Genomic DNA, 12,137 nt, shown 5'->3' with positions numbered 1-12,137 from the left:
CAAGCGAGACGCCTGTGATGAGTACCGACCGGCTCGGATCCGAACAGTGGTTTCAGCACATGGCACAGGTGACCGATTGCATCGGCACCTCGGCCTTTGTCGAGTCGCTGTATTCGGCGCTGAACCTGCTGGCGCCGGCCAATGCCATCACGGTGTTTCTGTTTCCCCATGAAGGCCTGCCGTCGACGCTGTTCGAGCGTGACGATGAAGGGCCGTGGATGCCTGAAGGCAACGTGCGCAAGTACCTGGAAGGCTTCTATCTGCTGTGCCCGTTCTACCGCGCCAGTCTGGAGGGCATTGTGCCCGGCTGCTATCGCCTCAGCGATGTCGCGCCGGACCACTTCAAGCGCAGTGAGTATTACCTGTCGTTCTATCAGCATGCGCGGCTGGAAGAAGAGATCAATTACCTGGTGCCGCTCGGGCCGAAGCTGACCATCGCCGTCGCCCTGGCCAGTACCTCGCGGCTGAGCAGGCAGCAGGTTGCCGAACTCAAACGCATCGCGCCGTGGGTGCTGGCGGTGGTGCGTCGGCATTGGGGTGACCTGGATGCGCACATGCTTGGCGGGCGTTTCGAGAGTGCGCTGGGGCGGCAGATCAATGCGGCGCTGGTGAAGTTTGGCTCGTCGTTGCTGACCGAGCGTGAATGCCTGGTTGCGCAGTACATGCTACGTGGGCACTCGATCCGCTCATTGGCAGAGCGACTGGGCATCAGCGAGGACACGGTCAAGACCCACCGCAAACACCTGTACGCCAAGCTCGACATCGGTAAGCAGTCCGAGCTGTTCTCGCTGTTTATCGCCTCGGTCGCGCAGGCGCAGGAAGGGTTGAGCAAAGACCCGCTGGAAAGCTATCTGCGCCGCCGGCCCTGAGCGGCTGGTTTAGATAAGGATGTAGTCGCTGCGCTGGCGAATGCCCTGATGCTCGCCCTCGACCAGATGCACATAACGCCCAGCCAGCAGATCGATCGGCAGGCAATCATCAACGTCGAGCACCGCGTCAGTGTGCGGCTTCAACCAGCCAGCGGCCATGCGCTGTCTACCCAGCTGCTTGGCCTCGGCCTTGTCCCGGGCAGCCACCAGCAGGTAGCGGTGCGCTTCGCCAAACACCTGTCGCTCATACCCGCCCAGGTTCAGGAAGAACAGCCGCAGCGCACCGGGTTGCGGCGCTGCCTGGCTGAACTCGACGCGGTAATTGTCGATGCCGTGTACTTCCAGCCAGGAGTCGACATGCAGGCCCTTCAGGCTGCCGAACCAGGCATTGCGCAGCTCAGGGTAGAGCTGCTCGAGCGAGTCGCCCTGGGCGAACACCACATCGTGAACTTCGATGCTGGCACGCGGGTGACGCCCGCCGAGCATGACAACGTAAAGCATGAATTATCCTCGTGCCGGGCGCTGCGGCTTACGCCAGCGCCTGCTCAAAACGTCACGGCCCAAAGCGCAGCCGCCAATGCCGGCGGCATGACCAGCAAGCCCAACCGCAGGAAGCGCCAGGCGCTGACATTCTCCCCCTCACGGCGGATCGCTACCAGCCACAGCAGGGTCGCCAGGGAACCTGTGATCGACAGGTTGGGGCCCAGGTCGACACCGATCAGCAGCGCCGCCGTGGTTTGCCCAGGCAGCTGCACAATGTGCCCCATCGAGCCTGCGATCAGCCCGCTGGGCAGGTTGTTCATCAGGTTACTGGCAATCGCCACACCGACCCCGGCAGCCCAGCTGGCTTGCGCTGGTGATTGTTTGGCGAGTGCCGCCAGCGCATGTGCCAGATGATCGATGACGCCGGTCTGGGCCACGGCTTCGACCAGCACGAACAGCCCGGCTACCAAGGGCAGTACGCCCCACGCGACATGGCGCAGCACCGGCATCGGGCTGCGGCGCTGGCTCAGGTGAATCAAGGCGGTGGTGGTCAGGCCAGCGCAGAAGGTTGGCAGGCCCAGCGCTGTGTCCAGCGCCGAGGCAGTCAGCAGCAGTGCTCCGGTCAGGACAATGCCCAGTGCGCAGAGCTTGGCGCCGGCAGTCAGCGGCTGTGAGTCGACGGTCAGGGCCAGTGGCTGCATGATCTGTTTGCGCTGGGTCAGGCGCAGCACTATGTAGGTAAGCCCGATCGCCGCCAGCGAAGGCAGGCTGAACTGCCTCAGCCACTCCAGCAGCGGCGGCATCTGGCTGCCGAAGACCACCAGGTTGGCCGGGTTGGATATCGGCAGGACGAAGCTCGCAGCGTTGGCGATAAAAGCGCAGATGAACAGATAGGGCAGCGGCTCGGCCTTGGCTGCCTTGCACGCGGCATACACCGCCGGGGTCAACACCACGGCGGTGGCATCGTTGGAGAGGAATACGGTGACCAGCGTGCCGACCAGAAACACCAGGTCGAACAAGCGCTGCCCGGAGCCGCGGGCGTGGCTTACGGCATAACGCGCCAGCCAATCGAACAAGCCTTCCTGACGGGCCAGTTCGGCCAGCACCATCATGCCGATCAGAAACAGGTACACATCACCGCCTTCGGCCACCGCAGCCAAGGCTTTTTCTGGCGCAATCAAACCGAGCACGGTGAGCAGCAGCGCGCCGCCCATGGCCCAGACGTATTCAGGGATGCGCCAGGGCCGCAGGATGACGCCACAGGTGGCGAGGGCCGCCACCAACCAGATGATCAGAGCAGTATCGACAACAGGCATGGTGGATTCAGCTTCCTGCCACAGTAGGGACGACCGTCGGCGTTGCGGCCGAGCGGGGGGAGGTTTCCGGCAGCGCGACCAGGACCAGCACGAACGCCGCAGCGGCGATGCCAGCCAGGGTCAGGAAGGCTGCGTCATAACCGGCCGACTGTACCACCAAACCAGCGATGCCCGGGCTCAATGCAGCGCCGAGGCTGAATACCGCGGTCAATGCACCGAGGCTGACATTGAAGCGCCCGGTACCCTCGGTCAGGTCCTTGACCACGATCGGGAACAGCGCGCCGAAGATCCCCGCGCCAATCCCGTCCAGCAACTGCACGCCGACCAGCCAGAACGGGTTGTCCGAAAGCACATACAACGCGCCCCTCAACGGCAGGATCAAGAACCCCACCAGCAGAAACGGCTTGCGTCCCCACTGCTCGGCCTTGGCGCCGACCAGCAATGCCATCGGCACCATCACCAGTTGCGCCGCGACGATACAGGCCGAGGTCAGCGGTGTGGCCAGGCGCAGGTCCACCTGGGCCAGCTTCTGGCTTACCAGCGGCAGCATCGCTGCGTTGGCCAGGTGGAACAGCGCGCAGCACACGGCGAACAGCAGCAGTGTGCGGTTGTGCAGCAGCAAGCTCAGTCCGGCTGGCTGGGTGTCGCCAGTTGGCGTGTGGGACAGGCCACGGGCCAGCTGGTGGTCGATAGCTGCTGCCGGAACGCGTTTGACGGCAATGATGCTGGCAACCGTCAACGCGGCCATCAGGTAGAACACCACCACCGGCCCATATAGATAGGCCAGGCCGCCAGCGAGCAACGCCGAGAACGCATTGCCGGCATGGTTGAAGGTCTCGTTGCGGCCCACGCGACGGGTAAAGGCTTTTGGGCCGGTGATACCGAGGGTGATGGCGGCGATTGCCGGGGCGAACACCGAGCCTGCGATGGCGCTGATGGTTTGGGTCAACGCCACCAGCCCGAACGATGAGATCAGCGGCAGCAACAGGCAGCTACCGGTCACCAGCAGCGCGGCAATCGCCACCACTGCACGTTTGGCAGGCGTGCGGTCGATCAACGCCCCGGCCGGGGTCTGTGCCAGCAGCGCGGTGACCCCAGCGATGGTCATGACCAGGCCGATGCTCGCCGGTTGCCATTGATGCACGGCGAGCAGGTAGATCGCCAGGTAAGGGCCAAGACCGTCGCGAACATCAGCCAGAAAGAAGTTCAGCCAGTCGAGCGCACGATCATGAGAGTCGGTTTGCCGGAGGTTGTCCAAGGATTTAGTCTCGCAGGGGGCCATGGGAGGTAGCGTTGTCGATGCCAGGCGGGCTGGCTCCATGGCGTGATGCAGATCACATCCACCTGAGCAGAATGACTGGTGTAATGAGCAATAGGTTCCAGGCTCACAGTGCACACGAATCCGATGTGACTCGCCGCCAGACCTTGAAAGAGCTGGCCGTCAGGGCGCGCTGGAGCGGACGGTCACCAACAAAAATCGTCAAGCCTCTTAACCAGCAGGTGCCATGACCGAAAAAAGCCGCTATAAAGCGCTCGACCGACAGCAAGAGCAGGCCGATGAACCCCTACGAAGACATGCGCATTTTCACCCAGGTCATGCAGGCAGGTAGCTTCACTGCGGCTGCCGACCTGCTGGGCATGTCCAAGCAGTCGGTCAGCCGGCGCTTGATGCAGCTTGAAGAGCGCCTCGGCGTGCGCTTGCTCAACCGCTCGACCCGGCGCCTGGACGCCACCCCACTTGGCCAGCAGTACTATGAGTCAGCCGTGCGCCTGCTCGGCGAGATGCAGCAGGCCGAGCAGGACATCAGCGGCCAGACCCAGGCCCTGCGCGGCACCCTGCGCCTGAGCGCACCGCTGTCGTTTGCCATCAGCCACCTGGGTAGCTTGCTCACCGAGTTTTTGCAGCTGCATGCGCAGTTGATCGTCGAGATCGACCTGAGCGACCGCGCAGTGGACCTGATCGGCGAGGGCTACGATCTGGCGCTGCGGATTGGCACGCTAGAGGACTCAAGCCTGGTTGCGCGGCGTATTGCAAGTATCGAGCGGGTGTATTGTGCCAGCCCGGCCTATCTAGCCGCGCGCGGTACACCGCTCGAACCCGAAGCGCTGCGCGAGCATGATTGCCTGCCTTATGGTCATTCTCGCCAGGTGCAGTGGCAGTTCAAGGGGCAGGGCAAGACACTGCAGGCGATCGCCGTGAGTGGGCGCATGCGGGCCAACAACGGCGAGCTATTGCGGGATGCGGCGATTGCCGGGATGGGGGTGACCTACTTGCCGGCCTTCATTGTCGAGCAGGCGCTGGCCGATGGGCGTCTGGTCAGGCTGCTCGAGGCCTGGACACCGCCGCCGCTACAGCTGTCGGCGGTGTATCCGCAGCACCGCCAGGTTGTCCGGCCGGTGCAGGCCTTTGTCGAGTTTCTGCGCGAGCGGCTGTAGCCAACAATCGGGCCGGCGCCAGGCCAGCCCGTAAAAGGCCCTTGGCTCAGGCCGCTGCAGCCAGTTTGGCGCTGGTCTGGCGACGACGGTAGGCGCTGTCGCGGCTGGCCAGCCACCAGTACAGCGGCGAGGTGATCAGCAGGCCGACCAGCCACGACAGGTCGGCGCCGTTGATATGCTCGGACACCGGGCCTACATACAGCGGGGTGTTCATGAACGGGATCTGCACGATGATGCCTACGGCATAGGCCAGCAGCGCCTGCGGGTTATAACGGCCGTAGATCCCGCCATCGACCTTGAAGATCGACTCGATGTCATAGTCGCCCTTGTGGATCACATAGAAGTCGATCAGGTTGATCGCGGTCCATGGCACCAGGACCACCAGCAGCACCAGCACCATGTCGACGAAGTGGCCGATAAAGTCTGCCGACGCAAACACCGCCACCACGCAGCAGGCCGCGAGCACGATCAGCGACAGCACCGCGCGGCTCTTGGCGGTGGGGATCCAGCGCCAGGCGAAGGTCTGGACCAGGGTGATGATCGACAGCACCGCGCCATACAGGTTGAGCGCGTTGTGGCTGATCACGCTTAGCAGGAACAGCACAAGCATCAACGGCCCGATGGCGCCGGTGGCCATCTTCACCGCGTCCATGGTGTCCATCCCGGCCGGGATTGCCAGCACGGCCACCGCGCCGAACACGAACGACAAGCTCGAACCGAGCGCCGAACCGAGGTAGGTGGTCCAGAACGTCGAGGAGACTTTGACGTCGGCTGGCAGGTAGCGCGAGTAGTCGGACACATACGGCGCAAAGGCAATCTGCCACAGCGCGGCGAGCGAGACGGTGGCCAGCCAGCCGGCGAGGTTGAAGCCGCCGCGGGTGAGGAAGTCGTCGCTTTGCACATGGCTGAAGATATAGCCAAAGCCGACCACGATACCGATGCCCAATACCCAGGTGCCGATACGGTTGAGCACATGGATGAAGCGGTAACCGATGATGCCGATGATGCCCGAACCCAGCGCACCGACCACGATGCCGACGGATACCGGAATCGACTCGGCGACACCGTGCAGCGACTTGCCGGCGAGAACGATATTGGACGCGAAGAAACCGATGTACATGACCCCGGCGATCACCACCACCAGCAGCGCACCGAGCGAGCCGAACTGGGCGCGGCTCTGGATCATCTGCGGGATGCCCATCTGCGGTCCCTGGGCCGAGTGCAGCGCCATCAGCACGCCGCCGAGCAGGTGGCCAACCAGAATGGCGACGATGCCCCACACCAGGTTCAGGTGAAACAGCTGCACGCCGAGCGCGCCGGTGACGATCGGCAGCGGTGCGATATTGCCGCCGAACCAGAGGGTGAACAGATCCCTGACCTTTCCGTGGCGATCCTGCGGCGGCACATAGCCGATTGTATGTTTTTCTATCAGAGGGGCCGAATTGGCTGCACTGGTCATGACTGACTCCAAGGCAAGGAGGGGCGTCGGGAGATCCCCGGGTACGTGCCGGCAATGGGCGACGTGTTCTTGTTGGAGGGATGATGGCGGCTGGCTGGCGAACGAGAAATTAGTAAATATGTGCTCATGAACGTTAAAAAACCTAAGGCTGAACTCGGCCTGAAAGGTCTGGCGAGCAAGCTTCATGCCGGCCTGGCTAATGCCCGCAGGCACGCCAACATAGCGCCATGCCTTGCATGTCTGTGCCATGCAATTGGGCACGCCGGGATGCTCTGCACCAGCCTGGGGACCGCTGTCTTCAGCCGTTTGTCCGAACCGGTACAAAATGAGACGGAACGTCTGCCCCGGTTTGATTTCCTATTCAGCAGATGGAGGACAACGCGCCTTGGGCAATCGACGGTCAGCACAAGATGAGATCAGATCAGGATAATCACCCCGACCAGACAAATCCGCCGTTCCTGCTAGGGGGCGGAGTTGTAAGCAGCCTGATCCAGACCATGGATTGGTCGGGCTCGCCTTTGGGCGCTCCGCAGCAATGGTCGTCCAGCCTGAAGACGCTGATGGCAACCATCTTGCCGGCCCAGGCGCAGATCGTGCTGTTCTGGGGGGCTGAATATGTTGCGCTGTACAACGATGCCTACACCCCCACCATCGGCGCCAAGCACCCGCATGCATTGGGCCGCCCGGCTCAGGAAAACTGGAGTGAGCTGTGGGATGACCTCGAGCCGCTGCTCAGCGGCGTGCGCAACACCGGGCAGACCTTTTCGGCGAAAGACCGGCCGTTCTACATCGAACGCAGCGGCCACGGCGAGACGGCTTATTTCGACGTTTCCTATTCGGCAGTGCACGAGATCGACGGCAGTGTCGGCGGCGTGCTGTGCATCGTCTCCGAGACGACCGAACGGGTGCAGTTCGAGCGCCGCCAGAGCTTTTTGCTGGAACTTGGCCAGGCCCTCCCGGAGTTGGACGAGCCGGAACAGATCGAGGCCTATGCCATTGAGCGGGTAGGTCAGCAACTGGGCGCGGCGCGGGTATTTCTCGCCGAGGCGCAGGGCGATGGCCTGCAGGTGCGGATTGCCCGCGACTGGGTCAATGGTGCGAGTTCCAGGACGGGTGAGCTGCGCTATGCGGATATCGGCGCGCAACTGCCCGAACAGCTGGGCCGCGGCTTTGTCGTACACGCTGCCGAGACTGCCAGCGTGTATGTGCCGGTCCTGCGCGGCAACAGGTTGGAGGCCATGCTTGGCGTCGAGTTTGCGCAACCGCACTTCGTCGACAAAGACCAGTGCCTGCTGCTCGAAGACACCGCCAAGCGGGTTTGGCAGGCGATCACCCATGCACGCTCCGAACGGGCACTGCGCGCCAGCAGCGCGCACCTTGAGGCTACCTTTGCCGAGCTGATGGCGCTCAACGAATGCCTCGAAGAGCGCGTCTCGGCCATGCTCGCCGAACGCGAAGAAGCCAACCGGCAACTGCATGAAGCCGGCAAGATGGAGATGATTGGCCAGCTCACGGGCGGTATCGCCCACGACTTCAACAACATGCTCACACCGATCATTGCTTCGCTGGAACTGATCCGGCGCCACCCTGAAGATGCCCAGCGTTCGGTGCGCTTGATCGATGGCGCACTGCAGGCAGCCGACCGCGCGCGGATTCTGGTCGGGCGCCTGCTTAGCTTCGCCCGGCGGCAGACGCTCAAGCCGCAAGCCGTTTGCCTGGCAACGCTGGTCGATGAGATGCACGAGTTGATGGCGCGCTCGCTGGGACCGACCATCGAAGTTATGGTGCAGATCGATCCGCAATTGCCCAATGTACTGGTCGATCCGCATCAGCTGGAGCTTGCTTTGCTCAACCTGGTGATCAACGCGCGCGACGCCATGAGCAATGGCGGGCAGGTATATCTGGCCGCAGGGGTTGGCGAGGATGACCCTACCTGGCCCGAGAGCGTACACGGCCGACAGGTCTGGCTGCAGGTGCGCGACAGCGGCTGCGGCATGAGTCAGGAAGTCCTGGAACGTTGTTTTGAACCTTTCTATTCGACCAAGCAGGTCGGCAAAGGCACCGGTCTTGGCCTGCCCATGGTGCAGGGCCTGGCAGCCCAGTCGGGCGGTGGCTTTGCCATCGATTCGCAGCCGGGTCTGGGCACCCGGGCCACGTTGTGGTTGCCGGTGAGTCGCGGCCAGGTCAGTGAACCGCTTGCCGAGGTCGGCGAAGACATCATGGCGCAGGGGCCACTGCAGGTACTGCTGGTGGACGACGAAGACATCGTGCGCAACGCTACGGCTTTGCAGTTGCGTGATCTGGGTTACCAGGTGGCTGAGGCAGCCAGCCCTGCGCAGGCGCGGCAGTTGCTGGCCGAGGGGTTGGCGATGGATGTATTGGTGACCGACCAGATCATGGCCGATGAGACCGGTGCCGAGTTCGCTCAACAACTACGCCAGCAGCACCCACAGTTGCCGGTACTGATCATTACCGGTTACGCCAATCTGACCCCGCGCGAGCTGAATGGCTTTGCTGTTCTGCGCAAGCCGTTTCGCCGGGCCGAATTGGCTGAAAGCCTGGCCCAGTTGCTTGCGCTCAACAGCCCACTGACGGAACCTCCTGAGGCAAGTACAGGGTAAACGTGGTGCCCTGGCCGGGTTGACTGATCACCTGCACATCGCCGCCCGACTGTTTGGCAAAGCCAAATACCTGCGACAAGCCCAGGCCGGTGCCTTCACCGGCCGGCTTGGTGGTGAAGAAGGGGTCGAAGATGCGCTCCAGCAGCTCGGGCGCAATGCCCGTGCCATTGTCGATCACCGAGATCGCGGCAAATGCCCCAGCCTGCATATGATCACCCTGTTGCGCGGGCATGCTCTGGTTGGCGCGCAAGCGCAAAACCAGCGTGCCCACCGCATTCAACGCATCGCGGCCGTTGATCATCAGGTTGAGCACTGCCGTTTCCAGCTGGCCGGGGTCGGCGTGGACAAAGCACGGCGCTTCGGGTAGCTCCAGTACCACGTTGATCCGCGCGCCGGTAGCAGTATCGAGCATGTCGGCCATGCCTTGCAGGCGTTCGCCAACTTCGAATATCTGTGGGCTGAGTGCCTGGCGTCGGGCAAAGGCGAGCAATTGGCCAGTCAGTTTCGAGCCGCGCTCAACGGTCTCCACCATCGTTTGCAGATAGCGCTGGCGGCGGCTGTCTTCCAGGTCCGGGCGCTGCAGAAAGTGCAGCGACGAGCGAATGATGGTCAGCAGATTATTGAAATCGTGCGCCACGCCCCCGGTCAGTTGGCCGATCGCTTCGAGCTTTTGCGACTGGCGCAGGATCGCTTCGGTCTGCAGCAATTGCTCGGTACGTTGTTCGACGCGCTGTTCCAGCGTGGCATTGAGGGCTTCGACTGCGTCCGCGGTGGCCCGCACCTCGGCAAAGGCCTGGACGCGCTGGATATGCGCCCAGCAACGCTCGGTGACTTCACTGATGAGGCCTTGCTCGTAAGTTGTCCAGTGCCGCGGTTGGCGGTCATGGATGGCCATCAGCGCGGTCAGCCGACCGTTCTTGATCAGCGGCATGCAGATGGTCGCGGTGATGCCGATCGCCTGGAAGGTCGCGGCCTCGTGTGGCTGCAACTGGCTGAGGTTATCGTTGATCACCAGCGGCAGGCCGGCGCGCAACTGGCTGACCGCGAGGCTGCCGAAATCGGCCAGTTGGTAATGACCGATCAGCCGTGGCGAACCAGGCGCTACGGCATCACCACAAATGGTGAAGCCGTCCTGGTCCGCGTCCATCACCGCATAGGCACAGCTGGACAGGTTGAGGTGCTCGACCATCAGCCGGGTGGTGGTGCCCATGATCAGGTCAGGCTCGGTAGCATCGGCCAAGGTGCGGCTGAGGCTGTCGAGAAAATTCAGGCGCTGATTGGCGACAACGGTTGCGGTGGTTTCGGTGACGGTGTCGAGCATACCGACCAGATCGCCGTTGTGGTCGCGGATCGGGCTGTAGCAGAAGGTGAAGTAGGCGCGCTCGGTACCGCGCTGGCGGTCGATCAGCAGCGGGAAGTTTTCGATGAACACCGCTTCACCGGCCAAGGCCCGTTCGGCCAGTTCGCCGATCTCGCTCCAGGCCTCCTGCCACACTTCGCTGAAAGGAATACCCAGGGCCAACGGCTTGCCGCCGAGGATTTCACTGAAGGCATCGTTGTGCAGCGTGAGCAACTGATCGCCCCAGAGCACGGCTTGGGCGAAGCGGGAGTTCAGGCACAGCGACAAGGTGGTCTTGAGCGTATCGGGCCAGCTTTCCAATGGCCCGAGCGGGGTTGCCGCCCAATCGTGGGCGCGGATGCGTTCGGCCATCAATCCGCCGCCTTCCAGCCATTTAGCCATTGCTAGGTCGATCCGTTTGCAGGGAGCACAAGGGTGCCCGTTGGCCGGGCTGATTGCGAGCGCTTTATGCGCGATGTCAGGCACTTTCGCGCGCGATCAGTTCGCAGTGCAACAGGTTCAGCCGCGGCACATCGCCCTCTACGGCGACTGCTCCCAGGTGCTGCAGGACGCGTAGCGCGGCGATCTCGCCAATCTCCCGCGAGGGCGGGCGCAGGGTGGTCAGGCTCGGTAGCAGCATATCGGCAAAGGCGTAGTCGCCAAAGCCCATGATAGCCATGTCTTCGGGCAGCTTCAGGCCGGCGCGCTGTCCGGCGAGGACGGCGCCGGCGGCCAGGTTGTCATTGGCAAAGATGATCGCATCCGGACGTGGCTCACGCCGGATCAACGCCTGCATGGCTTGCTTGCCGGCCTCGAACGGGGCGCTGTCCGCCGTCGGCACGAAGAACCACGGCTCCAGCCCGGCATCGCGCAAGGTCTGCGCGTAACCATCGCGCCGTTGCAGCGCACTGAAGTCACCGGCGGCGCTGTTCTGCACGAAGGCGATGCGCCGGTGGCCCTTGTCGAGCAGATAGCGGCAAGCCTGCACGCCGACCTCGAAGTGCAGAAAACCTACCTGCAATGGCTCGCGCTCGGGGCAGTAGTCCCATATCTCCACGACTGGTACATCGGCCTCAGCGAGCATCTTCTCGGTGACCGGGCTGTGAAACTGGCTGGTGACCACCAGCGCTGCCGGCGACCAACCGAGAAACGCCCGCACTGCGCTTTCTTCCTGTTCTTCGCTGAAATAGCTCGATGCCAGCAGCAACTGATAACCGTGCTTGCTCAGGGTGTCGCTGAAGGCCTGGATGGTCTGGGCAAAGATCGGCCCGGAGATGTTCGGGATGACCATGCCGACAATACGCCCGCGGGCCGAAGCCAGCCCGCCCGCAACCAGGTTCGGTACATAGCCAAGTGCTTCAACCACGGCTTTGATCCGCTCACGCAAGGGCGGCGAAACCTGCTCGGGTTGGTTGAAGTAGCGCGACACGCTGATCGATGAGACCCCGGCCTCGCGGGCCACTTGGGCGAGGGTGACGCGGCCGGCGCCGCGGCGTTTGCGAGGGGTGTCCTTGAGCTGGCTCACAGGGGCATCTCAAATGAATGAGCGCCGATGTTAGCGCTAACCCAGGCACGCTGTACAAATAGCTTTATGGAATAACAAAATGATTTTTA

9 protein-coding genes are annotated in these 12,137 nt (G+C 63.0%); 3 read left to right on the top strand and 6 right to left on the bottom strand.

The window, feature by feature from the left end:
- Positions 1-17 precede the first annotated feature (17 nt).
- Positions 18-869, top strand: a complete 852-nt coding sequence (locus tag ACQZ2L_RS09315; RefSeq protein WP_430325789.1) for a response regulator transcription factor — start codon at positions 18-20, stop codon at positions 867-869.
- A gap of 9 nt (positions 870-878) precedes the next feature.
- Here the strand turns inward: ACQZ2L_RS09315 and ACQZ2L_RS09310 are convergent, their stop codons facing one another.
- From ACQZ2L_RS09310 to ACQZ2L_RS09300, 3 genes are read right to left on the bottom strand one after another with little or no spacing between them, the layout of a single operon-like run.
- Positions 879-1,370 (bottom strand): DUF1543 domain-containing protein, encoded by a 492-nt coding sequence (locus ACQZ2L_RS09310; protein WP_430325788.1) that lies wholly within the window; start codon positions 1,368-1,370, stop codon positions 879-881.
- A gap of 44 nt (positions 1,371-1,414) precedes the next feature.
- Positions 1,415-2,668 (bottom strand): arsenic transporter, encoded by a 1,254-nt coding sequence (locus tag ACQZ2L_RS09305; RefSeq protein WP_430325787.1) that lies wholly within the window; start codon positions 2,666-2,668, stop codon positions 1,415-1,417.
- A 7-nt stretch (positions 2,669-2,675) separates the two neighbouring features.
- On the bottom strand, positions 2,676-3,926 hold the full coding sequence (locus ACQZ2L_RS09300) for an MFS transporter (RefSeq protein ID WP_430325786.1): 1,251 nt from the start codon (positions 3,924-3,926) through the stop codon (positions 2,676-2,678).
- Between the two features lie 299 nt (positions 3,927-4,225).
- Here ACQZ2L_RS09300 and ACQZ2L_RS09295 point away from each other — a divergent pair, with 299 nt between their 5' ends.
- Positions 4,226-5,104 (top strand): LysR family transcriptional regulator, encoded by an 879-nt coding sequence (locus tag ACQZ2L_RS09295; protein ID WP_430325785.1) that lies wholly within the window; start codon positions 4,226-4,228, stop codon positions 5,102-5,104.
- 46 nt (positions 5,105-5,150) lie between these two features.
- Here ACQZ2L_RS09295 and ACQZ2L_RS09290 read toward each other — a convergent pair whose 3' ends face one another.
- Positions 5,151-6,563, bottom strand: a complete 1,413-nt coding sequence (locus tag ACQZ2L_RS09290) for a purine-cytosine permease family protein (protein ID WP_430325784.1) — start codon at positions 6,561-6,563, stop codon at positions 5,151-5,153.
- Positions 6,564-6,973: 410 nt separating this feature from the next.
- Here ACQZ2L_RS09290 and ACQZ2L_RS09285 point away from each other — a divergent pair, with 410 nt between their 5' ends.
- Positions 6,974-9,184: an ATP-binding protein gene (locus tag ACQZ2L_RS09285; RefSeq protein WP_430325783.1), complete on the top strand. Its 2,211-nt coding sequence runs from the start codon at positions 6,974-6,976 to the stop codon at positions 9,182-9,184.
- Here ACQZ2L_RS09285 and ACQZ2L_RS09280 read toward each other — a convergent pair.
- Both ACQZ2L_RS09280 and ACQZ2L_RS09275 read right to left on the bottom strand, forming a co-directional pair.
- The gene (locus ACQZ2L_RS09280) at positions 9,141-10,925 is read right to left on the bottom strand and encodes a GAF domain-containing sensor histidine kinase (RefSeq protein ID WP_430325782.1); all 1,785 of its coding nucleotides are present in this window, start codon (positions 10,923-10,925) and stop codon (positions 9,141-9,143) included. The genes ACQZ2L_RS09285 and ACQZ2L_RS09280 overlap by 44 nt on opposite strands.
- A gap of 76 nt (positions 10,926-11,001) precedes the next feature.
- Positions 11,002-12,048, bottom strand: coding sequence for a LacI family DNA-binding transcriptional regulator (locus tag ACQZ2L_RS09275; protein ID WP_430325781.1), 1,047 nt, complete (start codon positions 12,046-12,048; stop codon positions 11,002-11,004).
- Positions 12,049-12,137 lie beyond the last annotated feature (89 nt).

Origin of the sequence: Pseudomonas shirazensis, from assembly GCF_050496565.1 — a bacterium.
GTDB classification, from domain to species: domain Bacteria; phylum Pseudomonadota; class Gammaproteobacteria; order Pseudomonadales; family Pseudomonadaceae; genus Aquipseudomonas; species Aquipseudomonas shirazensis_A.
The sequence above is the reverse complement of the archived record's forward strand: the minus strand, read 5'-3'. Positions and strand labels throughout refer to the sequence as shown.

Coding starts and splice junctions, on each gene's coding strand:
- ACQZ2L_RS09285 (WP_430325783.1), top strand. CDS start 6,974: ATGAGATCAGATCAGGATAATCACCCCGACCAGACAAATCCGCCGTTC.
- ACQZ2L_RS09295 (WP_430325785.1), top strand. CDS start 4,226: ATGAACCCCTACGAAGACATGCGCATTTTCACCCAGGTCATGCAGGCA.
- ACQZ2L_RS09315 (WP_430325789.1), top strand. CDS start 18: ATGAGTACCGACCGGCTCGGATCCGAACAGTGGTTTCAGCACATGGCA.
- ACQZ2L_RS09280 (WP_430325782.1), bottom strand. CDS start 10,925: ATGGCTAAATGGCTGGAAGGCGGCGGATTGATGGCCGAACGCATCCGC.
- ACQZ2L_RS09290 (WP_430325784.1), bottom strand. CDS start 6,563: ATGACCAGTGCAGCCAATTCGGCCCCTCTGATAGAAAAACATACAATC.
- ACQZ2L_RS09310 (WP_430325788.1), bottom strand. CDS start 1,370: ATGCTTTACGTTGTCATGCTCGGCGGGCGTCACCCGCGTGCCAGCATC.
- ACQZ2L_RS09305 (WP_430325787.1), bottom strand. CDS start 2,668: ATGCCTGTTGTCGATACTGCTCTGATCATCTGGTTGGTGGCGGCCCTC.